Below are 23,351 nucleotides of genomic sequence, written 5' to 3'. Positions count from 1 at the left end.
GTCCTGGGGCTGCCGATCGGCGACCTCCGCGCGCGGGCCGTCATCGTCTTGCCGGGGACGGTCGGCGGCTGGGTCGCGGCGGCGCCGCCCCACATGTGACCCAGCGTAGCGGCGGTGCCGGTCCCGTGCCCGGGGGACGGCACCGCCGCCCGATGAGGTCCGTGGCACGTGAGTGACCCCGCCCTCCGGGTACCCGGCCCGTCCCGCCAGGACCGGCCGGGCGGCCGGGCGGCCGCTGACGGTGCCGCACCGGTCGGCCGCCGGTCACGAGCCGAAGGAGCCCACGCACATGACGGACGTATCCGGTACCGGCCCCGCTCCGGGCGACGACCGCAAGGTACTCACCAACCGCCAGGGCCATCCGGTCCACGACAACCAGAACCAGCGCACCGTCGGCCCCCGCGGCCCCGCCACGCTGGAGAACTACCAGTTCCTGGAGAAGATCAGCCACTTCGACCGGGAACGCATCCCCGAGCGCGTCGTGCACGCGCGCGGCGTCACGGCCTACGGCCACTTCGAGGCCTACGGAACCTGGGGCGAGGAGCCGATCAGCCGCTACACCCGCGCCAAGCTGTTCCAGGAGCGCGGCACACGCACGGATGTCGCCGTCCGCTTCTCCACGGTGATCGGCGGCCGCGACTCCTCCGAGGCGGCCCGCGACCCGCGTGGTTTCGCCGTGAAGTTCTACACCGAGGACGGAAACTGGGACCTGGTCGGCAACAACCTGGGCGTCTTCTTCATCCGCGACGCCATCAAGTTCCCGGACGTCATCCACGCCCTCAAGCCGGACCCGGTGACCTTCGAGCAGCAGCCGGGCCGCATCTTCGACTTCATGTCGCAGACCCCCGAGGCCATGCACATGCTGGTCAACCTGTTCAGCCCGCGCGGCATCCCCGCCGACTACCGCCACATGCAGGGCTTCGGCGTCAACACCTACAAGTGGGTCAACGCCGACGGTGAGACCAAGCTGGTCAAGTACCACTGGATGCCCAAGCAGGGCGTGCGCAGCATGACCGAGGAGGACGCAGCCAACGTCCAGGCCGACACCCTGGGCCACGCCACCAAGGACCTGTACGAGGCCGTCGCCCGCGGTGACCACCCGGAGTGGGAACTGCTCGTCCAGCTGATGGACGACCACGACCACCCGGAGCTCGACTTCGACCCGCTGGACGACACCAAGACCTGGCCCGAGCAGGACTTCCCGCCGAAGCCGGTGGGCCGGATGGTGCTCGACCGGATGCCGGAGAACTTCTTCGCCGAGAACGAGCAGATCTCCTTCGGCACCGGCGTCCTCGTCGACGGCCTGGACTTCTCCGATGACAAGATGCTCGTCGGCCGGACCTTCTCGTACAGCGACACCCAGCGCTACCGGGTCGGCCCGAACTACCTGCAACTCCCCGTCAACCAGGCCAGGAACGCGGACGTACACACCAACCAGCGCGACGGCCAGATGGCCTGCCACGTGGACGGCGGAGGAGAGAACCCGCAGGTCAACTACGAACCGTCCATCACCGGGGGCCTGCGCGAGGCCCGCTACCCGAACCACGACGAGCAAGGCCCCGAGATCCACGGCCGGGTGACCCGCAAGCGCATCCCCCGCACCAACGACTACCTCCAGGCCGGTCAGCGCTACCTGCTGCTGGAGGACTGGGAGCGTGACGACCTGGTGAAGAACTTCATCGGTCAACTGTCCCAGTGCGACCGGGCGATCCAGGAGCGCATGGTCTGGCACTTCCTGCTGGTCGAGAACGACCTCGGCCTGCGGGTCGGCGAAGGACTGGGCATCGGCCCGGAGGACGTGGCCTCTCTGGAGCCGCTGGCGAGCCAGGACCTCACGGACGACGACCGCGAACGCCTGGCCGGCCTCGGCAAGAACAAGCCGCGCGACGTCGAGGGCCTCACCATGACCCACTGCGTCCCCGACGAGCGGCACGTCGTGACCCGCTGACGGGTCACCCCTCCAGGGCCGAACGGGCCACCGCGACGGCCTGTTCCGCGTAGCCCCTGCCGAACAGCACGGCGTGCACCAGCAGCGGAAACAGCTGGTGCACGCCGACGCGTCCCACCCAGCCGTCCGCGAGCGGCGCCACTTCCTGGTACCCCTCCAGCACCCGCTCCAGGTGAGGGCAGCCGAACAGTCGCAGCATCGCCAGGTCCGTCTCCCGATGCCCGCCGTGCGCGGCCGGGTCGATCAGCCGCACCTGCCCGTCGGCCGCCCACAGCACGTTGCCGCTCCACAGATCGCCGTGCAGCCGCGCGGGCGGCTCGGCCGGCCCCGCCAGCCCCGGCAGTTGCTCGCACAGACGCTCCACGACGGCCGCCTCGCCGCCCCGGACCGTGCCCTGATCGACCGCTCGCCGCAAGTAGGGCAGCACGCGCCGCTCGGCGTACCAGCGCGGCCAGTCGGTACCCGGCTCGTTGCGCATCGGTGCGAGCCCGATGTACGCGTCCACCGGCCCGCCCGGCGGCGGCGCCCCGAACGCGGGCGCCCCGGCGGCGTGCAGCGCGGCGAGGTCCCGGCCGAACCGCACCGCCGCCTCCGGGCCCGGCCGCCCTTCCACCACCCGGTCGACGACCAGCCAGCCCTCGTCGCACCCGCGCACGACCGGCACCCGCACCTTCCCGGCGTCGGCCAGCCACCGCAACCCGGCCGCCTCGGCCCGCGCCGCCCCCGGCTTCTCGGACCGCTTGAGGACCACGACCCGCCGGTCGTCGAGAGTGACCTCGGTGAGTGCCCCCGACAGCTGCCTCTCACCGCTGACCGCCCGCCCGGTGAGCCGGGCCACGACCTCCGCACCGGCGGTCATCCGTACTTCCTCTCGACGCCGCTCTTGATCGCCTCCCAGCGTACGTGCGGGCGAAGCACCGGGCCCGGGCTCCCATCCGTCCTGCGGCGTGCTCACGTGGCGGACGTCCCGGCTCCGGACACTGCCGCACGCCGATCACGCGGGACGGTGAATTCCCGCCGCCGGCCGACAGAACCGGCCACCGGCGGGGGAGCAGTCGGGGCATGACGAGTTCACCGTTCCAGCGCACCATCGCCCTGCCCGCCCCTGTGTGCGAACAGGCCGCACAGCACCTGGAGCAGGCCGCGCACCGGGCCATCGACGGAGTCGCGATTCCCCTGAAGGCGTTCCGCACGGCCGCCGACAACGACTTCACCCTGCCCGCCTCGGTCGTCGAGCAGGCGGCGGCCTGCCTGCTGGTCCTCGCCACCGAGACCGCCCAGACCGTCCGCCCGTCCGCCCTGCGTGCCACCATCAGCGTCGCGCTGCGGCTGCGCGACGCCGTGCAACTGGCCCATCAGCCCGCCCTCAGCAGCAGGTTCTGGTGAGCCGGTTCCGGCCTCTCAGGCTCCGCCGAAGGCGGCCTCGACCTGCTTGTGGCGCAGCGCCTCCAGCGCGGCGTGCTGCCGCCGGACCCGCTCGATGAGCTCGCCGAGCCGACGCGGATCGAGACGGTCTTCCGTGGTGGCCGGTGGCCGGGGCGCGCCGGCGTCCGGCGAATCCGCTCGCTGTTCCGTCATGACGCGGTTCCTGGCGTGCTCCCGTCCTGTTCCACGGCCACCGTGGTGGTGACCCGCACGAGGCAGGGGTGGCGGGGTGTCGAGCCGGTCCCGAAGCGCACGGGGGGCTCGACCGGGGCGAGGGCGCCGAGGCTCTCGCCCTCGTAGGTGGCGGTGGCCGAGGTGACCGGGTGCAGATCCCGGGCGCCGTACCACTGGTGCCGTCCGGCCCGGGCACTGCCGTGGGTGCGTGCTCCCAGCAGCAGACGGGCCGGCCGGTCCCACAGCGCGATCCAGTCCGGGCGGGCGGCGAGCCGTCCCGGGACCGCCCGCAGCGCCAGGCCCGGCAGGTTCCGGCGGCCGGTGCTGAAGCGCAGGTCGAGCGGCGGGGCGGTGACGTTCCAGTGGTGACCGGCGTACCGCACCTCGACCGGTACGACCCGCACCTCGTCGAAGACGTACGTGGCGGCGACGAAGCCCGCCGTCTCGCCCGTGGGCGCCAGCAGCAGCCGATGGCCGTCGGCCCCCTCGATCATCACGTCGCTGAACGGGCCGAACGGCGACCGTGCCCAGTGCCCGAGCACCACGCGGACGCCGGACGCCGTGCCGATCCCCGCGATCCAGCCGTCGAAGCGCAGCGAGCGCACCGGCGAGCGGGCACCTGCACCCCGGGCCGGACCAGCGGATTCGGGGCCCTGAGACAGCACGCGCGCCGGGTGCCCGGCCCCGGTGCGGCGAAACGGGCGCCGTCGCTCCGCGCGGCGGCCCGGGGAGGCGGATGCCGGCGCGCCTCCCGCGGCCCCGCCGAGGAGGCCGGGGGACCGGCCGGACTCGCGCCCGTGGGCGATGTGGCCGAGGCCACGTCCCGGACGAGGTCCCCATCACGTCCGGGTGCGGGAAGCGGTGGTTACCGTCTACGACCAGATCCCCGCTCCCTTCCCTCGGACGGCCCGGCAGTGCAAGCAGATCTCTCCCCCGTCATCGCGGCGACCGCCCAGTGGCTGACCCGCGCCTTCCCCGCCTCGGGCGGCGCGCTGGCCTCAGCCCTGTGCGAGGTCCAGGCCCGGCAGGCCGTGACGGTCGCGGCCTGGCTCAGGTACCCGACGGCGATGGACGCCGCCCTGCTCGGCATGGCCGGCCCCGGCGGCTCCGGGCGGCTGGACTGGGTCACCGGCGCCGACGCGGCCCTCGGCGACGACGCGGACGCCCACGCCTGGCGCACCTGGGTGGACGAGGTCGTGGCCAGCTGGGCGGCCTGTCTGCTCACCGACCCCGAGCTGGCGGCCCGGGCCGTGGCCGCCCTCGCCGACGGCAGCCACGGCACCGGGTCTCGAGCCGAGTTCCGCCGGCTGACCGCCCCAGAAGACAGTGACCGGAAGGCCGCCGCGCTGCTGCGCCACCCCGACCTGCTGGCTCCCGTCGCCGGCCTGCACCAGGACCAGCTCCTCGACCGCCTGGAACCGGGCCGCACGCTGATCGGCTGACACCCCCTGCGGCCGTCTCGACGACCTGCGCGGAAGCCCGCCGGCCGCGCTCCTCACCCTCTGTGACTCACCGGTTTGCCGTACGCGACCGTGCCGTGCCCGCACGGCCGGCGGAGGCTGAGCGTGGGCTCGACGGCCCTCCGGCCCCCTGTTCGCCGGGCTGAGGCGCAGCCGTCGTGCCGCGCGCCGCTGACGGAGGAGAAACCGACATGACCACCGCCCTCTCACGGAACTGGGAGCACGCCGTCGTCACCGGCGGTGCCGGGTTCGTCGGCTCCCATCTGTGTGCCGCGCTGCTGGACGCGGGCGCGGCCGTCACCTGCGTGGACGACTTCAGCACCGGCCGGCCCGAGAACATAGCGCCGCTGCTCGAACAGCCCGGCTTCACGCTCGTCCAGGCCAACGTCGCCGAGGGCCTGCGGATCAAGCGGCCACCGGACCTCGTCCTGCACTTCGCCTCCCCGGCGTCCCCGGCGGACTACCTGCGCCTCCCGCTGCACACCATGGAGACCGGCAGCGTCGGCACCCGCAACGCCCTGGAGCTCGCGCACTCCTCCCGCGCCCGCTTCGTCCTCGCCTCGGCCTCCGGGGTCTACGGCGACCCGCAGCAGAACCCCCAGGACGAGCGCTACCGGGGCATCGTCAACCCCGTCGGCCCGCGCAGCGTCTACGAAGAGGCCAAACGTTTCGGCGAGGCACTGACCACCGCCCACGCCGACGCCCTGGGCACCGACACCTGCATCGTGCGGCTGTTCAACGCGTACGGCCCCCGGATGCGCGGCCACGACGGACGCGCGGTGCCGACCTTCGTACGGCAGGCTCTCGACGGCGAGCCCCTCACCGTGACCGGCGACGGCCGCCAGACCCGGTCGCTGTGCTACGTCGACGACACCGTGCGCGGCGTCCTCGCCGCCGCCGCCCACGGCATGCGCGGCCCCGTCAACATCGGCAGTCCGACCGAGATCACCATGCTCGACCTGGCGCGCCTGGTCGTCGAACTCGCCGAGTCCTCCTCTGAGATCCGCTACATCGAGCGCCCGGTGGACGACCCGGCCGTGCGCTGCCCGGACATCACGCTGGCCCGCGACAAGCTCGGCTGGGATCCGCAGGTGCGCGCCGAGGAGGGGCTGCGGCGCACGATCGCCTGGTTCCGCGGGGCCGGCGGCGAGGAGTGACCCGGTCCGGACACCCCGCACCGCCGCGTCCGGGGGCCCGGCCGCCGAAGGCACGCCTTCCCCTGCGCATCCTCGGAATCCACCGCCCTGTTCCACGATCCGGCCGCCACCCTGGTGATCGACGAACCGCCCGTCGCCGCCGCGGCTGCCTCCGGACATCGCCGCGACGGTCGCCCGCGCCCTGGCGGACAACGGGTTCGTCGTCTGGTTCCAGGGCCGCTCCGAGTACGGCCCCCGGCCACCGCTTGCTGGCCCCTCCCGGGCACGCGGGCACCCTGGAACGGCTCGTGAAGGGCAGGCCGTGAACAGTTCCGGCCCGTCGCCCCGACGCCCGCCGCGACCTGGCACCGGCTGCGCGGGCGCCTCCCGCACCGCAAGACCCGGCCGCACCACTCCGTTCGGAAGCGGTGCACCGGCTCCCGCGCCCCGCCCCGCCCCGCCCTGCGGTCCGGGAACGGCTGCGGTCGTGACACCGGCCCCTGGCGCCCGGCTGTTCCCCCGGCCGTCCTCGTCGGCCGCGACGGCACGCTCGTCGCCGACGTCCCCCGGGGGAACCGGCTCCCCCACACCTCGACCCGCTGTCCCGCCCCTCCCTGACGGTGTGCCGCGCAGGGGCATTGACGCCACAGGGGGGTGAACACGCGCACACGGGAGCGGGGCCCGTCGCCTCGGCGACGAGCCCCGCTCAGCGCGGTGACGGCCCTACTCGAACTTGCCGCGGCCGCTCAGCGTGTCACGCAGCCGGTCCACCATGCCGGTGCCCGGAGCCAGGAGCTTGTTCGCCGGAGGCGTGTCGGGGGCCGCCGGGTGGGGCCGGGTCGGGGCGGTCTTCTTCGCCTTCCGCACCTTGTCGCCCAGCTCGTTGAGCGTGTCCATCGGGCAGGCCTGCCGCAGCCGGGGGAAGAGATTGCCCTCCTCGTCGGCGATGTGCGAGCGGATCTCGCTCATCAGCATGCCCATCAGCCGGTCGAAGTCGGCGTCGCCCGCGTCACAGCCCTCCAGGTCCTTCATGATCTGCTCGGCCGTGGCGTGGTCCTTGAGCTCCTGGTCGGCGAGGGCGTCCCCGCCCGCCACGTGCTCGCGCACGGCCGGGTAGAGGTAGGCCTCCTCGGCCACCGAGTGCCGTACGAGCTCCATCGTGACCCGGTCGGCGTACACCTTGCGGTCCTGGTGACCGGACGGCAGTGCCTCGATCCTGCCGAACATCTCCTCGACCTCACGGTGATCGGTCACCAGCTCGTCGATGACGTTTCCTCCGTGTCCCATGTCCTTCACCTCCAGCGCTCGGGTCCCCCCGGCTTCAGGGCGTCAACGTGCGGTCACCGGTGCCGTGGCGGCGGCTCAGGCGGGGAGCTTGGCCCGGGCCCGGCCGGCCGCCGCGGCCGGCCGGGCGGTGGCGCGTACGGAGCGGCGCACCAGACCGGCGTCGCGCCGCAGACCGCGGGCGGCGTGGGTGCCCCGCCAGACCACCGAGGGGCGGGCGCCGGTGTCGTCGGCGGCGATCAGCAGCCCGCCTAGCATGGACATGTTCTTGAAGAAGTGGATGCGCTGCTGTGCCCGCTCCTCGGGGTCCTCCGCCTCCCAGAAGCGGTGTCCGGCCAGCGTGGTGGGCACCAGGGTGGCCGCGATGGCCAGTGCGGCCGGGCGCGGCATGCGCCCCGTGGCCAGCATCAGCCCCGCCGCGACCTGTACGGCACCGCTGAGCCGTACGACCTGCTCGGTGCGGTCCGGCAGGGCCGAGACGCGCTCGGTGACCGGTTGGACGACAGGCTCGGCGGCGTCGGCGACCTGCTCGGGGGCACGGACGGAGTTCATGCCGCCCGCGAGGAACATCGAGGCCAGCATGGGGCGGCCGAGCACACGCAACAGACTCATGGCCCTCTCCAGAGAGTCGGTGGGTACGGCGCTCGACGGGTTCCCCAGCCGGAGCCGAACCACTCACAAGGGGGGCCTGTGCCGTGGAAGACGGCCCGGAACTGCGTCTGCGCGCTCGAACGCTCAAGAGTGAGATGTTGACGAAGTTATTTAAGTGAATTCTGAGAAAGTTGGCATGCTTTGTCCGATTCCGGTGATCCGGAAGGTGAAGGTACTCGCTTCAGCTCAGGGAGATGGTGCTATGCCTTCCAAGGAAAAGGTCATCGAGGAACTGACCGGCGTTCCGAGCGTCGACATCGAGGCGGCACTCGACCCGGCCGAACTCGACGGGGTCTACCGCGACAGCCGTGAGTGCGCAGCACTGGCACTGGCCCAGTCCACCAGCAAGCTGCTGCTGTCGCCGCCCACCCCGCGCCCGAAGAAGGGTTAGCGATCGAACGGGAGTAGTCAATGGAGCAGTCTGGCACTTCGACCCTCTTGCAGGGCGCGGTGCAGGACCTCGCCTCCAGTGTGGTCTCCGCCCTCCGGGGCGGAGACCACACGCGAGCGGCCGCCCCCGGGCCGGTCGACATGGAGGAGGGAGGCCTCGCACTCGCGGCCGTCCGTGTGCTGGGAGCCGACGCGCTGCTGCCGGCCGTCCTGCTGCGCACACCGCCCGACCCCGACGAACTCGCGATGTTCCGCAAGTCCGTGGAGTCGTTCCCGCCCCGCGCCGACGCGGCACCCACCGTGCTGTGGAGCCACTGGGCGATGGCGTGCACGCTGCGCCGGCTCGACCCGCCGTCCGCCGCCGGTATCGCCGACGGCCCGGAACCCGGTGCCGAGTGGCTCGACGACGCGAGTTGGCAGGTCCTGACCCATCAACTGGCGGTGCTGGCCCCGCTCGCCCTGCCCGGCGAGGACTGCGCCGTGGCCCGCGTCGCGGAAGGCCGTCCCGTGGACGTCGCCCGTGGCTTCGTACGGGCGGTGCGTCGCAGGGACTGGCGCCAGGCCGCCGGAGCCGGCCGCTGGCTCACCCTCCTGCACGGGGTCCCGGACACCCTGGGACTCGAAACAGGGCTGGATTTCGTGGAACTGATGGGCGGCCAGGACCCGCTCGTCGAACTCCAGGTGCGGGCGGCCCGCCACCTGCGCGCCGGAGCGCCGGTGTGACGACGGCACCCGCCCCGCAGATCCGGCAGGTGGCGCGGACCGCGCTGGCCTGGGCGTCCGCGCACCGCGCGGACTTCGCCCTCGGCGAGGACGCGCTGGCCGCCGACGTGCAGGTCAACAGCAGCTGGAAGCCGCTCGGCGAACTGGCCCAGGTGTGCGCCAGCGTCACCCGGCACACGCCCCCCACTGACCCCCTGCACACCTGCGCGGCCGACCTGCTGGCCTTTGCCTGGCAGCAGACCGGCGACGGAGAACTGTTCCTGCGGCTGCAACGGCTGGAACCCTTCGCCACCTATCCGCTGGAGGTCTACGCCGCCCTGGCAGCGGCCGGATTCCGGCACCCCGCCTACGAAACGGCCGTCGCCACGCTGGCCCGCACCCGCGGCTGGCGGCTCACCGAGCAGGAACCGACCCGCCGCCTCGGCGTCCTCAAGGCCGAGGAACGCGGCGGCATCCACCGCGACGAGCCCGGACACCAGGTGCTGGGCCACACCTGGCTGGGCGGTCTGCCGGAGCCCTGGACGTTCGAGCGTTCCGCCGGATACGCCCTCACCCACGTGGTCTTCCACCTCACCGACTGGGGACGCTCTCCCCAGGAACTCCCCACCGACCTGACCGCCTACCTGGCCGACTGGCTGCCACCCTGGCTCGACACCTGCCTGGACGCACGGATGTGGGACCTCGGCTGCGAACTGCTCGCCGTGGCCGCGAGTGTGCCCGGCCTGCCGGACGGCGCCGTACCCGGCGATGCCTGGCAGCGGATCGCGGCGGCACAGGACCCGTCCGGCGCGCTCCCCGAGGAGGGCGACTCGGGCGACCCGGACGTCCACTTCGCGCAGCACTACCACTCCACCCTCATGGCGGCCTTCGCGGCGGCACTGACCGCCGGACAAGGAGCACCGGTATGACCGACACCCGCCTGATCCACACCGTCGGGGTGCGCGCCGTCGAATGGCTCTGGGCCCACCGGGACGGCTTCCGCCTGGAACCCGACGTGGACCCCGAAACAGGCTTCCTGGAACGCTTCAAGCCCGTCGGCGAACTGGCCCTGATCTGCAAGGTGCTGTTCCGTGAGGGAGTGGCCGGCTCACGCCAGGCCCAGCTGGCACGCCAACTGCTCGACCACGCCTGGCGCGAGACCCTCGACGGCGGAGCCATGCTGGTCCGCGGGCAGCGGACGGAGCCGATCTCACCCATCCCGTTCGAGGTCTATCTCCCCTTCAAGGAACTGGGTTACAGCCGGCCCGACGTGGAGCGGGCCGCCGTACTGAACCACCGGCTGGACAGCTGGGTGGCCTTCGAGTCCACCCCGACCCGCAGCCTCGGTCTCTCCGCGTTCCAGCGCCGGTTCGGCCTCACCCCCCGCCCGCCCGAGGCCGACCTCGTGGGCGCGACCTGGCTGGCCCGCACCCCGGAACCCTGGACCGTGGAGGGCCACATCGCCTACGACGTCACCCACACGGTGTTCCACCTCACCGACTGGGGCGAGGACCCCGGCGGCCTGCCGCCGGGCATCGCCGACTACCTCGCCATCTGGCTGCCGGTCTGGATCGACGACTGGCTGGACCTGGAGCGCTGGGACCTGCTGGGTGAACTCCTCGTGGTCGACGCCTGCCTGCCCCGCCCCACCCTGGACGAACGCGCCTGGCAGGCCTTCGCCGCCGCACAGCAGCCCGACGGAGCGATGCCCGCGATCCGCACGATGCCCGAGGGCACACCCGACGAGGTGTTCGACGTCGTCTACCACCCGACGCTGGTCGCCGCCTTCGCCTCGGTCCTGGCCACGTCCCGGGCGATGTCCGGTCTGGCGCACGCGTCGTGACGAGCCGTCGGCTGCCCCCGTGGCCGGGCGAACCCGAACCGTCCGGCGCCGAGAACCCGGGGCCGCGTGCGACGGCACCGGCGGTCGGGGCCCGGGCCCCGGGCGCCGTGACCGCGATCCGGGCCCCGCGCGTGCCGGCGCCCGAAGTTACGCCGGACGACCGGCTGCTCGCGGACGCCGTCACCGCGTCCGACGCCCCCGACGTGGTCTTCGCCCTCTCGCGCAACGGCCACCGGACCATCCTGAGCGGCGGTACCGCCCCGCCCCCACCGCTGCCCCGCGAGGACCTGCGCTATGAGACGGGCTCCGCCACCAAGACGTTCACCGGTCTGCTCCTGGCCCGGCTGATCCACTCCGGTGCGCTGTCCGGCGGCGAATCGGCCACCGCCCTCCTGGACGGCGGACCGCCCGGCGGCGCGACCCCGGTGACGCTCGCCCACCTGATCACCCACACCTCAGGACTGCCCGCCCTCCCGGCCGGCTTCTTCCTCCAGGGCCTGCCCGCCTGGCACACCAACCCCTACGCCCGCTTCCCGGCCTCCCGGGTCGTCGACGCCTACCTGCGCCACCGGCAGCGGCATCGCCCCGGCACCCGCTGGCGCTACTCCAACTACGGCGTCGCCGTCCTCGGCCACGCCCTGGCCGCCGCGACCGGCACCCCGTGGGAGGTTCTCCTCACCGACCGGGTGCTGCGCCCGCTCGGCCTCGACGGCACGACCCTGCGCGCGGACGACTCCGGGCTCGATGCCGTCGGGCGCGGCAGGGACGGCGGCACTCCCGTGCCGCCCTTCGACGCGGGCGGGTTCCAGGCGGCCGGCGCCGTACGGGCCACGCCGAACGACCTGCTCGCCTTCCTCGAGGCCCATCTGTACCCGGGCGACGCGCCACCGGACCTCGCCCCCGCCCTGCGCGCGGTGCGCCGCCCGGTGCTCCGCCGGGGCCTGACGCACCGGCACGTGCACACCATCGCCTGGTTCCGTCACCCCACCGACGGGGGGCCGATGTACTTCCACAGCGGCGCGACCCTGGGCCAGCAGGCGTTCCTGGGTTTCCGCCCCGACACCGGCACTGCGCTGGCGGCCGTCTGCACCCGCCGCTTCCGCGCCCGGGACCGGTTCGTCGCCACCGCGTACGCGCTGCTCGCGGAGGACCGGCCGGGCACGTCCGGCGCCGACGGCACGCGCCGCGCGGGCGCCGGACACCCCTGACCCTTCGTCACACCCGCTGCCACAGGGCAGGAGTCCGGGTGGGCGCCCAGGGGCCCTGGGCCTGGTGGGTCTGCAGGCACTGGTAGCGCACACCCGCGTGCGTCACCGTGACCCCGGCCTCGTAGACGCGGCCGGCGGCCCAGGTCTGGGCGACGCTGCCCTGCGGCGCCGGGGACTCGGCGTCGGCGGTCTTCAGGGTGAGGCCGAACTCGCTGAGCAGCGGGTTGACCGGCTGGTAGAACGTGGTGCCGCCGGTCTTGCAGTCGCCGGAGCCGCCGGACGTCACACCCTGCGCCTGGACGCCCGAGACGTACGGCCCGCCGGAGTCGCCCGGCTCGGCGCACACCGTCGTCCGGGTCAGCCCGTCCACCTTGCCCTCGGCGTAGCTGACACTCGTGTCGTGCTGCTCGACCTTGCCGCAGTGCCACCCCGTGGTGGAGCCCGAGCGGCAGACCGCCGCCCCGACCAGCGCCTGGACCGACCCGGTGATCTGCACCTTCTGCCCGCCCTCGCCCTGCACGTTCGGCGTGGCCGTCCACGGGGCGTCGACGGCCACCCACGACATGTCCTTGCCGGGGAACGTGGAGGCCTGGAAGGTGCCCTGGTCCGCTTTGTTGTGCCCGGTCGTCCTGGCGCCCTGCTTGCCGCAGTGGCCCGCCGAGGCGAAGCCCTCCTGCTCACCCTTGGTGACGGAGAAGCCGACGGAACAGCGGGCGGTGCCGTCGATGTAGTAGGCGTCGCCTCCGGTGACGTCCTCCATGAGCCGCGGCCGGTTCGCCGTGACCTTCACGCCCACGCTCCCGCCGTCGAGGCCGGCGGCCTTGACGAACGCGGCCGCCGCGGCCTTGCTCCCGGCCTCCACCACGACCCGGTTCGCCGGGATGTCGACGTACCACAGGGGCGTCTCGAGGGTGCTGCCCCGGGCGGCCGCCGCGTCCAGCTTCTGCTTGGTGGCCCGCAGGTCGCGCAGCGTCTTCTGCACGACGGTCGCCGTGGCGCCCTGCGCCTTGATGGCCGGCACGTCCGCGGCGTCCGTGGTCGCCACCATGAGCTCCTGCGACGTCGTGCCGCGCAGCCAGGCGCCCGCGAAGCGGTCGCCCAGGGCGTTGCGCAGCCGTCCCGCCCGGGTGCCCGCCTCCGCTTCGTTGACCAGCCGCCGGGACACCTGGGCCGGGGTCAGCCCGAGGTCGCGCTCCAGGGCGCGCAGCACCGGCGCCGACGGCCGGTCGGCGCCGAGGGTCTGGGCGGCCGAGGGCAGGGGGCCCGCCGCGGGCGTCGGCTCGGCCGCCACGGAGTCGGGGATCCCGGTGGCGACGAGCGCGCCCAGCGCGGTCAGCGCCACCCGGCGGCCGGTCACGGCATGTCTGTGGACCATGCGATGCGTCTCCTTCGATCACAGCGTTCGGTACGGGTGTCGATGCGGGTGCCGGTACAGGTGTCGATCATGGTGACCTCCCGCACAGGCCTTGCCGGAACGGCCCGGTGTGATGTCCCGGGCCGCCCCGCTTCGCGCTGTGGTGCGGGGAACGGCGCCATGTGCAGTACGGGCGGACGTTCAGGCGGACTTCAGGCCGGGCGAGCCCACCTCCGTCACGAAGGACGCGGTCGTCGAGATGCCGCCCCCGGGCGTCGTGATGGCCGAGACGGTCCGGAAGTCGACCTGGGCGTTCTCGCGGCCCATGTCGACGCGGACGTAACCGCGCCGGCCGTCGAAGTACTTCATGTGGGGATTGGCCTTCATGTACGTCTCCCAGTCACCCGGCTTCGCCGCCCCGTTGCCGCCGCTGGCGACGGAGGTGCAGGTCAACTCAGTCCCCACCGTCCTGGAGGCCGGATCGTCGAAGTCCTCCTTGATGTCGAAGGCGTAGCCGACGTGGACGTCACCGGTGAGGACCATCCAGTTGTCGATGCCGGCGGCCTTCGCGCCCGCCATGACGCGGCTGCGGGAGGCCCGGTAGCCGTCCCAGGCGTCCATGGAGACCCGGGCCTGCGCGGTCAGGTCGAACTTGCGCTGGGAGAAGCACACCTGCTGGGGCATCACGTGCCACAGCGCGCGGGAGTCCCGCCAGCCGTCCAGCAGCCAGCGCTCCTGAGCGGCGCCGGTGAGCGTGCGGGCCGGATCGTCCGACTCGGCGCCCGGCGCGTGCGGCCGGTCGTTGTAGGCCTGGTCGGAGCGGTACTGGCGGGTGTCGAGGATGTCGAACTGGGCGAGCGAACCCCAGGCCAGCCGGCGGTACAGCCGGGCGTCGGGCCCGTTCGGCAACTGCTCGGCGCGCAGCGGCTGGTTCTCCCAGTACGCCCGGTAGGCGGCGGCGCGCCGCACCAGGAACTGCTCCGGCGGGCCGCCCTTCTCGTCGTGGGCACCCGCGTAGTTGTTCTCCGTCTCGTGGTCGTCCCAGGTGACGACGAACGGGTGCTGGGCGTGCGCGGCCTGCAGGTCCGGGTCGCTCTTGTAGAGCGAGTAGCGCAGCCGGTAGTCCGCGAGCGTGGTCGTCTCACGGTTGAACACGTCGGGCAGCTTGCGGTCGGTGTAGCGGCGGGCCCCGCCGGCCGAGTCCACGGCGTACTCGTACAGGTAGTCGCCGAGGAAGAACACCACGTCGACATCCTCCTGCGCCAGATGCCGGTGGGCGGTGTAGTAGCCGTCCTGGTAGGCCTGGCAGGCGACGGCGGCCAGCCGCATGCTGTCGGTGTCACCGCCCTTGGCCGGTGCCGTACGGGTGCGGCCGACGGGGCTGATCCAGGCGCCCACCCGGAACCGGTAGTAGTAGTGGCTGTCCGGCATCAGGCCCTTGACGTCGACGTGCACACTGTGGCCGTACTCGGGGTGGGCGGTGGCGGCACCGCGCTGCTCGACGAAGGCGAACCACTCGTCCATGGCCACTTCCCAGGAGACGGGGACCCGCTGCCGGCCGAGGCCGCCGTCCTCCGAGAACGGCTCGGGCGCGAGCCGGGTCCAGATCAGCACCGAGTCGGGCAGCGGGTCCCCGGAAGCCACGCCGAGAGTGAACGGGTTGTCGGTGATCCGGGCCGTGTCGAGTTCGGGAGCGGCTGTGGCGCCGCGGGCCGGCCGGTTGGTGGTGAACGCGAGCATCGCGGCGGCCGCGGTGACGGTCAGGAAGCGACGGCGGGCGACGTGCGGCGCCGCGCTGCGCAGTACGGCGTCGTGCGGGGAGAAGGCATGCTCGGAGGGTGGCTTTTGACGGCCCGTCAGCGCCATCTGATGTCCTCTCGTACGGGGCACGTGCGCCCCGGGCGGACGCGTGGGGACATCGCCGACGTGCGGAGCGCGGAGCTCGCATGCTAAGCAGACAAAATGCCTGAAACGGGCACGACGTGCGGGGGGTTCACACCACAGGCGGTACCCGGGCGGTGCGGGGCTCCGGGTGGCAGGCACGGAAAACGCCGCCGGCGAACGCCGGCGGCGAAGGGGGAAAGGGCCCGCTCAGCGGGTCTGTTGTGTGGCTGCACCGGTCACGGCGGGCTCCCGGACCGGCAGGTGGTAGACGTGGAAGGCCCGCCCGATGACCGGCTGGGCCACGTTGCGCACCCGCACACCGCCGCTCGTCATTCCGTGCTCCGTGCCGGCGTGCGCGTGCCCGTGCACCGCGAGGTCGGCGCCGGCCGTGTCGATCGCCTCGGCCAGCAGATAACTTCCCAGGAAGGGGTAGATCTCCAGCGGCTCGCCCGCGAGGGTGTCCGCCACGGGGGAGTAGTGGGTCAGGGCGATCCGTGCGTCACAGCCCTCCCCGCCCAGATGCTCCAGGGCGGCCCGCAGTCCGTCGGCGCTCCGGCGCGAGTGCCGGACGAACTCCTTCATCACCGGCTCGCCGAACTCCCCGGCGCAACGGCCGACGAAGCCGCCGCCGAACCCCTTGGTCCCGGCGACGCCGATCCGCGCCCCGCCGCTCTCGACGACCGTGCCCTGCCCTTCCAGGACATGGGCGCCGACATCCCTGAGGATGGCCGTGACCTCGTCCGGGTGGTCGTCGTGGTGGTCGTGGTTGCCCAGTACGGCGACGACCGGAACGGCGAGGCCCTGGATCTCCCGGGCCACCACCCGCATCTCCTCGGGCGTGCCGTGCCGGGTGAGGTCCCCGGCCAGCAGCAGGAGATCGGCGCACTCGGGCAGGGTCTCGAACGCGGGGCGGAGCACGCCCTGGCTGTCGGGCCCCATGTGGATGTCCCCTACGGCTGCGATGCGGATCATGAGAGTTCCTCCGCGTGGTCGGGGGATGACGCCTCGGCGACCACGAGGTCGCTGTGCACGGGGAATCCGGCGAGTTCCTCGTGGACGGTGCGCAGGATCTCGTCGCGGCAGGGCGCCGAGGGCACGGTGCCGGTGAGCAGCACCGCGCTTCCGCGGGCCTCGACCCGTACGCCGAGTTCACCGAGTTCGCCGGAGGCGAGGCGGTCCTGGAGGTGGGCGATGCGGTAGTCCAGGTTCTCGGCCGGCGGCCCGCCGTCCGCGTCCTGTGAACCGTGGGTGCTCATGGGTGCTCCTTCAGATGACGTTCAGGCGCTCCAGGAGGAAGAAGAACGCCGCGGGCATGGGCTCGTCCCCGCACTCGCGCCGCACCCGCTGCCAGTCGACCTTCTCCCGCAGGGCACGCGCGATGGGCAGGGCGGCGCCGAAGTCGCAGTGGTGCTCGGAGAACGCGGCGGTCAGGCTCCACAGCAGATCGGTCGGGGCCAGCACGGGCATGCGCACCGAGTCGACCGACAACTCCTCGGCCCGCTCCAGCAGGTCCGCGCCGACCGGCCGGTGCGCCAGCTCGAAGATGATGTCGACCGGCTGCCCGAAGCACGTGGCCTTGATCAGCCAGTCCTCCGGCGGGGAGTAGACCGTCAGCCCGGCTTCCTGGAGCGTGGCCGCCACCGCATCCGCGTCCTCGGGGCGGATCGCGAAGTCGACGTCGTGCTGCATGTTCTTCTCGCCGCCGTGGGCGTACGCGGCCACGCTGCCGGCCAGCGCGAACAGGTGCCCCTTGCGCTTCAGCAGGGCACCCACCTGCTTGGCCGCCTCCAGGATGGCCTGGTTGCGGTCCAGGGGCAGTTCCTGCGGCGGCTGGTCCGCCTGCGGGTCCTGCGGCGGCACGGGCCCGGCTCCGTCCGGTGCCGTCCGGAGGTCGGGGATCCCCGGTCGCCGGACGAGCGTCGCGTCATCGCCGTTCTGCGTCATGACCACTCCTTCGCCGAACCGGACACTCCGCTCCCGTACGGTGTCCGGACCCGAGACGGCCTGCGTGCCTGCACTGGGTACCCGGCGCTCCCGACCCGACACGGACGGCTTCCGAAGGGCGTCACGCCCTGCTTCTCCCCGGCCAGGACCGGTGCGCCACCACGGCGGGTCCCCGGAGGTGTCCCGCAGGGCGTCCGGGGCGCGGCACACCACGCCGCCCGCCGGACGCGGCCGGACGCAGTGCCCCACCCGGTGCGCCCGCACCCCGCCGGCGGCCAGGGCCTCCGCGGCCTCCGGTCTGACCGGGTCCCGGCCACGCACCCCCGGCCCGCGCGGATCGGGGCGGCGTAGTCCGTACCGTCCGGGACATGCCGTTGGCCACGCCGGTGACCTCGCTGTTCCCGGCACCGGGGGCACGCACGATGTCGCCTCCCTCCAGGGCCAGTTCGGCACCGGCCCGCAGCTCCCGTCCCGTCAGCGCACCGCGCAGGGCCCGCAGCTCCTCGTCGCGCCGGACGAACAGGCGGATGTACGGCTCTGCGTCGCGCCCGCCGCCGCCCGCCCCGACGCGCTCCCCGCCGACCGCCGTCGGCGGCAGGTGCGGCGGCGCGAGATCCCCCCTGGCCCGCGCGCCCCGTCGGCCTCCTCGTCCGCGGCGTCGTGGCAGGCGGCCGGCCGCTCGTCGCCGCCGCGGCACGAGCGCCAGGGGTGTCGGGCATGACGGGTCTCGTCGGGGCGGATGACGGGGCCGGTGCGGGGGACGTCCGGGGTGGCGGCAGGCTCGCGGCCCGGCGACCAGGCGTCGCCGGTGGCGGCGTGATCGTCATCTCCGCCGCGGGTGACGGCTCGCAGTCGTACACCAAGCGCTGCGTGGGCGGAGTCCACGACGGCGAGACGCTCCTCCCGCACACCGGCCGAACAAGACAAGCGCATACCAGTCCAAAGACGGAATATGGGGCGAAGAGCTGGGAAACCCGGATGACGCCGGTGGACAACGCGCTTGTGGAGGTCGACATGAACCAGGAGACATCACGTTCGTCCGATCTTCCGCAGCCGTTGCGGGCCGTGGCCGCGGGCCTCAGGCACCTGCCGGGTGCGGAGCAGGTGGGCAAGGTGGCCACGGACGCACTGGACAGGATCGGCGCGGTCTCGCCGCGCGGCCGCCGGATGGCCGTCTACGCCGGCGCCGGAGTGCTCGGCGTGGCCGGACTGGTGGAGTGGCCGGTGGCGGTGACCGGCGCGGCCGTCGCCTGGCTGACCCAGCCCCGGCCCGAACGGCGGGACGACGGCGCGTCACCGAACGGCGGAACGCAGACCGGCGGGACCGGGGACCACCGCTCCGCCCAGGCCGCCCACGCCGGCCGGGACGACGAGGACACCTCCGCTCACGGCCCCGGAGGCAGACTCACCTCCTCCCACTACCGGCACGACCGGCCTGAACATCACGTCCACGAACAGCCCGCCAAGGTCGGAGACACCGCCACCGCCTCCGCGCTCAAGCAGGTCGCCGAGGCCACCGCGCACCACGGCGAGGAGCAGCCCGGGGGGCACGCACACGACAGCCGCCCCACCGGCTGAGTCGGGACAGCAGCAGATGCTCACACGCTTCGACGTCAGCCCGCTCGTCGGGGCCGTGGCCGGGGCCGCCGCAGGCGCCGCCCGCAGCACCGCCCAGTCGGTGACGTCCGTCTACGACACCACGCGCCGCGTCCGCAACGTCGCGCGCAACGCCCTGACCGGCGGACAGCACTGGAAAGCAGGGCAGCGCCTCCACCTCGCACTGCGGCACCCCGAAGGCGACGCCGAAGCGCTCGCTGACAAGGTCGCCGAGGAACTGGCCGGGCACCCCGACGTGCTCACGGCGTACTGGGACGGGGGACTGGCCCGCCTGGTGGTCACCGTGGCCGAGGACGCCGCCACCGACCGCGTCGCCGAGCGGGCCACCGCGCTCGCCACCCGCCTCGGCCTGGACGAAGGCGCAGACCCGAACATCCGGGACACCAGCCACCCCGGCGACCCTGCCGAGGTGCGGGTCACCGCGGCGGCGATGCTGCTGGACGCGGCCGGCGCGGCCGGCGCCCTGGCCGGCCGGTCCCTGCGCCTGCCGCCCACCTCGCGCGTCGTCACCGCCACCGTCACTCTGCTGCGCGAGAACCCCCGCTTCCGCGCCCTGCTCCGCCGGCGGTTCGGCACGTCCGGCATGGAACTCGTCCTCGCCGCCGCCAACGCCGCAGCCCACGGCATCGGTCAGACCCCGCTGGCGCTCGTACTCGACGGCATCCTGCGCAGCAACCAGCTCACGGAGGCGGTGGCCCGGGCCGCGGCCTTCGAGGCGCTGCACGACGACATCTGCCACCACAGGCGCATCAGCCTGCCCTGCCCCGTGGACACCCGGCCGCCCCTCAAGGTGACCCCCGCCGCCGAGTACGCCTCCCACGCCAGCACCGGCAGCCTCGCCGGCGCCGCCGCCACCCTCCTCGTCACCCACAGCGTGAGGGACGCGGCCGAAGCGGTCCTCGCCGGCTCCCCCAAGGCGGCCCGGTACGGCCCGGCCGCCTTCGGCGCGACCCTCGGCGCCTTCCTGGCCCACGACGGAATCCTCCTGCGCAACGGGGAGCGCCTGCGGCAACTGGAGATCGCCGACGCCCTCGTCCTGCACGCCGACGCCCTGCGCAGCCTGCGGCAGGACGACGCCGACGACGGGCTGCCCGACGACCCGGTCCACCCCTTCGCGGAGGCCGTCCTGGACGCCGCCCGCCGGGCAGGACTGCACGTCGTGATCGCGGGCGGCTCCGACCTGAAGGACATCACCCGGCTCGCCGACGAGGTCGCCCCCGGCATCAAGCCGTTCGGAGACGTCGTACGGGCCCTGCAGGACGAGGGGCGCGTGGTCGTGACCGTCGCCCGCCCGGACGAGTCCGGCGACGGGCACGTCACCGCCGGGCTGCCCGCCGGTGACGTGGCCATCGCCCTCGCCGACGGACGGGCGGCCGTCTCCTGGGGCGTCGACGTGCTGGCCCCGGGCGGTCTCGCCGACGTGTGGCGGCTGCTCACGGCGATCCCCGCGGCCCGGCGCGTCGGCCGCCGGTCGCAGACCCTGGCCCGCGCCGGCGCGGCCCTCTCCGGACTCCTGGTCGCCCGCGGCGGGCAGCCCCCGGGCCGGCAGTTCCTGTGGCCCCTCACCCGGCACGCGCCCGTCAACATCGCAGCCGCCAACGCCCTGGTCACCGGCTGGCTCGAAGCCGTCCGGATCGCCCGGGCCACCCCGCCCCAGCCCCGCCTGCACATCCCCTGGCACGCCCTGGAACCCCACGAGGCGCGCGACCGGCTGAGGCGCGCCGACCACGACGGCGAGCCCCGCGGGTTCGCCCTGCTCGCCGACCGCTCGCGGCAGCAGGCCGCTCGGCTGACCCGGCACCCGGCCGTCGCGCCCGCCCGCTGGACGTGGCAGGCGGCCGGTGCCGTACGACGCGAACTCGACGACCCGCTGACCCCCGTCCTGGCCACCGGCGCCGTCGCCTCGGCGCTGCTCGGCTCGGTCGTCGACGCGCTGCTCGTCGTCGGCGCCATGGACCTCAACGCCGTGACCGGGGGACTCCAGCGGCTGCGCGCCGAACAGGCCCTGGCCCGGCTCGCCGCCCGGCAGCAGCCCAAGGCCCGCAAGCAGGACAGCCGCAGACGCACGGTCACCGTCGACGCGGCCCGGCTGCGGCCCGGCGACGAGATCAGCCTCGGCGCCGGCGACGTCGTGCCCGCCGACGCACGGCTGCTGGACGTCGACGGCCTGGAGGTCGACGAGTCGGCGCTCACCGGCGAGTCCCTGCCGGTGACCAAGGGCATCGACGCCACACCGGGTCTGCCGGTGGCGCAGCGCACCTGCATGGTCTTCGAGGGCACCACCGTCGTGGCCGGACGGGCCACCGCCCTCGTCGTGGACACCGGCGACCGGACCGAGGCGGGCCGCGCCGTCACCCTCGCCGCCCGCACCCCGCCGCCCGCCGGTGTCCAGGCCCGGCTCCAGGAACTGACCCGCAAGGCCCTGCCGGTGACCTTCACCGGCGGCGCGGCCGTGACCGGGCTGTCCCTGCTGCGCGGCAGCCCCGTCCGCCGCGCCGTCAGCGGGGGTGTCGCGGTCGCCGTCGCCGCCGTCCCCGAAGGGCTTCCGCTCGTCGCCACCGTCGCGCAGATGGCGGCGGCCCGCCGGCTGTCCCGGCGCGGCGTCCTGGTCCGCACCCCGCGCACCCTGGAGGCGCTCGGCCGGGTCGACACCGTCTGCTTCGACAAGACCGGCACCCTCACCGAGAACAAGCTGCGCCTGGTCCGCGTCGCCACCTCCGACGGCACCGTCCTCGCCACGGACGACGAACAGGCCGCCCCGATCGTGCGCCTGGCCGCGCGCGCCTGCCCGCAGGAGGAAACGGGGCAGGGCCGCCGTATCGCGCACGCCACCGACGAGGCCGTCCTCGACGTCGCTCCGCCCGACGCGGGCTGGGCACCCACCGGCGAACTGTCCTTCGAGACCCGCCGGGGCTACGCCGCCGCGATCGGCCGGGACGGGGACCCGGACATGGGTGGACTCCTCGTCGTCAAGGGCGCCCCCGAGACGATCCTGCCGGCCTGCCGGGACCTCCCCGACCACGCCTGGGACACCGCCCACGAACTGGCCGGGCAAGGACTGCGCGTCCTCGCCGTCGCCCGCCGCGACTGCCGCGCCGACGATGCTGAGGCCGAACTCGACGCGCCGCTGGCGGACCTGGAGTTCAGCGGCTTCGTCGCCCTCGCCGACGTCCCGCGCGACACCTCGCACGCCCTGCTCGCGGAACTGCGCCGCTCCGGCATCCTCCCCGTCATGCTCACCGGCGACCACCCGGAGACCGCCCGCGCCATCGCCCTGCAACTGGGCTGGCCCGAGGAGACCGAGGCGGTGACCGGCGACGAACTCGTCGCCATGGGACGCCGCGAACGCGTCCGGGTCCTGCGCGGCGCGGGTGTCATCGCCCGGGTCGCACCCGAGCAGAAGCTGCACGTCGTGGAGGCCCTGCAACAGGCCGGGCGGGTCGTGGCGATGGCCGGCGACGGCGCCAACGACGCCGCCGCCATCCGTGCCGCCGACGTCGGGGTCGGCGTCGAGTCCCGCGGCTCCGCGGCCGCCCGCAACGCCGCCGACCTCGTGCTCACCACCGGCGACCTGTCCGTCCTCGTGGACGCGGTCGCCGAAGGCCGTGCCCTGTGGCGCAGCGTCGCGGACGCGGTGAGCATCCTCATCGGAGGCAACGCCGGCGAGGTCGGCTTCAGCGTCCTCGGCACCCTGCTCGCCGGCGCCTCCCCCTTGTCGACCCGTCAACTGCTGCTGGTCAACCTGCTCACCGACATGTTCCCGGCCATGGCCGTCGCGGTCACCCCCAGCAACGACCCCTCGACCGCGGAACACGCCGCGACCGGTCCGATGGGCCTCGACGTCCTCGGCGCGCCCCTGCTGCGCTCCATCCGCCGCCGCGGCATCACCACCTGCTTCGGCGCGGTGGCGGCGTACCTCATCGGCCGTCTCACCCCCGGCACCGAACGCCGGTCCACCACGATGGCCCTGTGCGGCGTGGTCGGCGCCCAGCTCGTGCAGACCCTCTCCGGGCGCCGCCACAGCACACTGGTGTGGGTCACGGCCCTCGGCTCGGCCGCCGTCCTCGCCGCTCTCGTCCAGACCCCCGGCGTCAGCCACTTCTTCGGCTGCACCCCGCTCGGGCCCGTGGCCTGGGCCGGCGTGGCCCTGGCCATCGCCCTGTCGGCTCTGGCCCCCCGGCTGGAGCGCCTCCGGGCGGTCCACTCCCTCTACGACGCCGCGACACAACTCGCCCTGCGCCTCAACGACCTGAGCCGGCAGGTCCGGCAGCTGTTCCAGAGCGGGATCGCCGCCCCGGTGTCGTAGCGGGCGAGCACAGCAGGAGGCCGCC

21 protein-coding genes are annotated in these 23,351 nt (G+C 73.9%); 11 read left to right on the top strand and 10 right to left on the bottom strand.

What is annotated here, in order from left to right:
- The first annotated feature begins 289 nt into the window (after positions 1-289).
- Positions 290-1,948 carry a catalase gene (locus ACFU3E_RS22350; protein WP_384160846.1) on the top strand — a complete coding sequence of 553 codons (1,659 nt, stop codon included), beginning with the start codon at positions 290-292 and terminating at the stop codon, positions 1,946-1,948.
- A 4-nt stretch (positions 1,949-1,952) separates the two neighbouring features.
- On the opposite strand, the gene ACFU3E_RS22345 is transcribed toward ACFU3E_RS22350, so the two are convergent.
- Positions 1,953-2,807, bottom strand: coding sequence for a fructosamine kinase family protein (locus ACFU3E_RS22345; protein ID WP_384160843.1), 855 nt, complete (start codon positions 2,805-2,807; stop codon positions 1,953-1,955).
- Between the two features lie 203 nt (positions 2,808-3,010).
- On the opposite strand from ACFU3E_RS22345, the gene ACFU3E_RS22340 reads away from it, so the two are divergent.
- On the top strand, positions 3,011-3,334 hold the full coding sequence (locus ACFU3E_RS22340) for a hypothetical protein (protein WP_384160840.1): 324 nt from the start codon (positions 3,011-3,013) through the stop codon (positions 3,332-3,334).
- Positions 3,335-3,349: 15 nt separating this feature from the next.
- Here ACFU3E_RS22340 and ACFU3E_RS22335 read toward each other — a convergent pair whose 3' ends face one another.
- Together ACFU3E_RS22335 and ACFU3E_RS22330 are read right to left on the bottom strand one after the other, a co-directional pair.
- Positions 3,350-3,526: a hypothetical protein gene (locus tag ACFU3E_RS22335; RefSeq protein ID WP_384160837.1), complete on the bottom strand. Its 177-nt coding sequence runs from the start codon at positions 3,524-3,526 to the stop codon at positions 3,350-3,352.
- On the bottom strand, positions 3,523-4,152 hold the full coding sequence (locus ACFU3E_RS22330; protein WP_384160834.1) for a hypothetical protein: 630 nt from the start codon (positions 4,150-4,152) through the stop codon (positions 3,523-3,525). The genes ACFU3E_RS22335 and ACFU3E_RS22330 overlap by 4 nt, the downstream gene beginning before the upstream one ends.
- Positions 4,153-4,461: 309 nt before the next feature.
- Here ACFU3E_RS22330 and ACFU3E_RS22325 point away from each other — a divergent pair, with 309 nt between their 5' ends.
- Positions 4,462-4,989, top strand: coding sequence for a hypothetical protein (locus tag ACFU3E_RS22325; protein ID WP_384160831.1), 528 nt, complete (start codon positions 4,462-4,464; stop codon positions 4,987-4,989).
- Positions 4,990-5,198: 209 nt separating this feature from the next.
- Entirely contained in the window at positions 5,199-6,164 is a 966-nt protein-coding gene (locus tag ACFU3E_RS22320) for an NAD-dependent epimerase/dehydratase family protein (protein WP_384160829.1), read from the top strand.
- A 702-nt stretch (positions 6,165-6,866) separates the two neighbouring features.
- Here the strand turns inward: ACFU3E_RS22320 and ACFU3E_RS22315 are convergent.
- The gene (locus ACFU3E_RS22315; RefSeq protein WP_384160826.1) at positions 6,867-7,430 is read right to left on the bottom strand and encodes a hemerythrin domain-containing protein; all 564 of its coding nucleotides are present in this window, start codon (positions 7,428-7,430) and stop codon (positions 6,867-6,869) included.
- 75 nt (positions 7,431-7,505) lie between these two features.
- Entirely contained in the window at positions 7,506-8,039 is a 534-nt protein-coding gene (locus ACFU3E_RS22310; protein ID WP_384160823.1) for a DoxX family protein, read from the bottom strand.
- A gap of 241 nt (positions 8,040-8,280) precedes the next feature.
- On the opposite strand from ACFU3E_RS22310, the gene ACFU3E_RS22305 reads away from it, so the two are divergent.
- From ACFU3E_RS22305 to ACFU3E_RS22285, 5 genes are read left to right on the top strand one after another with little or no spacing between them, the layout of a single operon-like run.
- Entirely contained in the window at positions 8,281-8,469 is a 189-nt protein-coding gene (locus ACFU3E_RS22305) for a hypothetical protein (protein WP_384160820.1), read from the top strand.
- A 20-nt stretch (positions 8,470-8,489) separates the two neighbouring features.
- Positions 8,490-9,191: a hypothetical protein gene (locus tag ACFU3E_RS22300; protein ID WP_384160817.1), complete on the top strand. Its 702-nt coding sequence runs from the start codon at positions 8,490-8,492 to the stop codon at positions 9,189-9,191.
- Entirely contained in the window at positions 9,188-10,099 is a 912-nt protein-coding gene (locus tag ACFU3E_RS22295; protein ID WP_384160814.1) for a DUF6895 family protein, read from the top strand. Before ACFU3E_RS22300 ends, ACFU3E_RS22295 begins: the two co-directional genes overlap by 4 nt.
- The gene (locus tag ACFU3E_RS22290; protein WP_384160811.1) at positions 10,096-11,013 is read left to right on the top strand and encodes a DUF6895 family protein; all 918 of its coding nucleotides are present in this window, start codon (positions 10,096-10,098) and stop codon (positions 11,011-11,013) included. Before ACFU3E_RS22295 ends, ACFU3E_RS22290 begins: the two co-directional genes overlap by 4 nt.
- Positions 11,010-12,221, top strand: coding sequence for a serine hydrolase domain-containing protein (locus ACFU3E_RS22285; protein ID WP_384160808.1), 1,212 nt, complete (start codon positions 11,010-11,012; stop codon positions 12,219-12,221). The genes ACFU3E_RS22290 and ACFU3E_RS22285 overlap by 4 nt, the downstream gene beginning before the upstream one ends.
- Positions 12,222-12,228: 7 nt before the next feature.
- Here ACFU3E_RS22285 and ACFU3E_RS22280 read toward each other — a convergent pair whose 3' ends face one another.
- From ACFU3E_RS22280 to ACFU3E_RS22260, 5 genes are all read right to left on the bottom strand, one after another.
- Entirely contained in the window at positions 12,229-13,596 is a 1,368-nt protein-coding gene (locus tag ACFU3E_RS22280; protein WP_384160805.1) for an alpha-lytic protease prodomain-containing protein, read from the bottom strand.
- 180 nt (positions 13,597-13,776) lie between these two features.
- The gene (locus tag ACFU3E_RS22275) at positions 13,777-15,441 is read right to left on the bottom strand and encodes an alkaline phosphatase D family protein (RefSeq protein WP_384160802.1); all 1,665 of its coding nucleotides are present in this window, start codon (positions 15,439-15,441) and stop codon (positions 13,777-13,779) included.
- A 225-nt stretch (positions 15,442-15,666) separates the two neighbouring features.
- On the bottom strand, positions 15,667-16,431 hold the full coding sequence (locus ACFU3E_RS22270) for a metallophosphoesterase (protein ID WP_384160799.1): 765 nt from the start codon (positions 16,429-16,431) through the stop codon (positions 15,667-15,669).
- On the bottom strand, positions 16,428-16,715 hold the full coding sequence (locus tag ACFU3E_RS22265) for a hypothetical protein (RefSeq protein ID WP_384160796.1): 288 nt from the start codon (positions 16,713-16,715) through the stop codon (positions 16,428-16,430). Before ACFU3E_RS22265 ends, ACFU3E_RS22270 begins: the two co-directional genes overlap by 4 nt.
- 10 nt (positions 16,716-16,725) lie before the next feature.
- The gene (locus tag ACFU3E_RS22260; protein WP_384160793.1) at positions 16,726-17,403 is read right to left on the bottom strand and encodes a nucleotidyltransferase family protein; all 678 of its coding nucleotides are present in this window, start codon (positions 17,401-17,403) and stop codon (positions 16,726-16,728) included.
- Positions 17,404-18,120: 717 nt separating this feature from the next.
- Between ACFU3E_RS22260 and ACFU3E_RS22255 the strand changes: the two genes are divergently transcribed.
- Both ACFU3E_RS22255 and ACFU3E_RS22250 read left to right on the top strand, forming a co-directional pair.
- Positions 18,121-18,981: a hypothetical protein gene (locus ACFU3E_RS22255; RefSeq protein WP_384160790.1), complete on the top strand. Its 861-nt coding sequence runs from the start codon at positions 18,121-18,123 to the stop codon at positions 18,979-18,981.
- A gap of 16 nt (positions 18,982-18,997) precedes the next feature.
- Positions 18,998-23,326, top strand: coding sequence for an HAD-IC family P-type ATPase (locus ACFU3E_RS22250; RefSeq protein ID WP_384160787.1), 4,329 nt, complete (start codon positions 18,998-19,000; stop codon positions 23,324-23,326).
- The last annotated feature ends 25 nt before the right edge of the window (positions 23,327-23,351 follow it).

Origin of the sequence: Streptomyces sp. NPDC057424 (genome assembly GCF_042803315.1) — a bacterium.
Classification (GTDB): domain Bacteria; phylum Actinomycetota; class Actinomycetes; order Streptomycetales; family Streptomycetaceae; genus Streptomyces.
This window is presented reverse-complemented; position numbering and strand designations above follow the sequence as displayed.

Bases quoted from the DNA above. Each gene is read 5' to 3' on its own strand.
- ACFU3E_RS22350 (WP_384160846.1), top strand. From the start codon at position 290: ATGACGGACGTATCCGGTACCGGCCCCGCTCCGGGCGACGACCGCAAG.
- ACFU3E_RS22345 (WP_384160843.1), bottom strand. From the start codon at position 2,807: ATGACCGCCGGTGCGGAGGTCGTGGCCCGGCTCACCGGGCGGGCGGTC.
- ACFU3E_RS22340 (WP_384160840.1), top strand. From the start codon at position 3,011: ATGACGAGTTCACCGTTCCAGCGCACCATCGCCCTGCCCGCCCCTGTG.
- ACFU3E_RS22335 (WP_384160837.1), bottom strand. From the start codon at position 3,526: ATGACGGAACAGCGAGCGGATTCGCCGGACGCCGGCGCGCCCCGGCCA.
- ACFU3E_RS22320 (WP_384160829.1), top strand. From the start codon at position 5,199: ATGACCACCGCCCTCTCACGGAACTGGGAGCACGCCGTCGTCACCGGC.
- ACFU3E_RS22315 (WP_384160826.1), bottom strand. From the start codon at position 7,430: ATGGGACACGGAGGAAACGTCATCGACGAGCTGGTGACCGATCACCGT.
- ACFU3E_RS22310 (WP_384160823.1), bottom strand. From the start codon at position 8,039: ATGAGTCTGTTGCGTGTGCTCGGCCGCCCCATGCTGGCCTCGATGTTC.
- ACFU3E_RS22305 (WP_384160820.1), top strand. From the start codon at position 8,281: ATGCCTTCCAAGGAAAAGGTCATCGAGGAACTGACCGGCGTTCCGAGC.
- ACFU3E_RS22300 (WP_384160817.1), top strand. From the start codon at position 8,490: ATGGAGCAGTCTGGCACTTCGACCCTCTTGCAGGGCGCGGTGCAGGAC.
- ACFU3E_RS22290 (WP_384160811.1), top strand. From the start codon at position 10,096: ATGACCGACACCCGCCTGATCCACACCGTCGGGGTGCGCGCCGTCGAA.
- ACFU3E_RS22280 (WP_384160805.1), bottom strand. From the start codon at position 13,596: ATGGTCCACAGACATGCCGTGACCGGCCGCCGGGTGGCGCTGACCGCG.
- ACFU3E_RS22275 (WP_384160802.1), bottom strand. From the start codon at position 15,441: ATGGCGCTGACGGGCCGTCAAAAGCCACCCTCCGAGCATGCCTTCTCC.
- ACFU3E_RS22270 (WP_384160799.1), bottom strand. From the start codon at position 16,431: ATGATCCGCATCGCAGCCGTAGGGGACATCCACATGGGGCCCGACAGC.
- ACFU3E_RS22265 (WP_384160796.1), bottom strand. From the start codon at position 16,715: ATGAGCACCCACGGTTCACAGGACGCGGACGGCGGGCCGCCGGCCGAG.
- ACFU3E_RS22260 (WP_384160793.1), bottom strand. From the start codon at position 17,403: ATGACGCAGAACGGCGATGACGCGACGCTCGTCCGGCGACCGGGGATC.
- ACFU3E_RS22255 (WP_384160790.1), top strand. From the start codon at position 18,121: ATGACGGGTCTCGTCGGGGCGGATGACGGGGCCGGTGCGGGGGACGTC.
- ACFU3E_RS22250 (WP_384160787.1), top strand. From the start codon at position 18,998: ATGCTCACACGCTTCGACGTCAGCCCGCTCGTCGGGGCCGTGGCCGGG.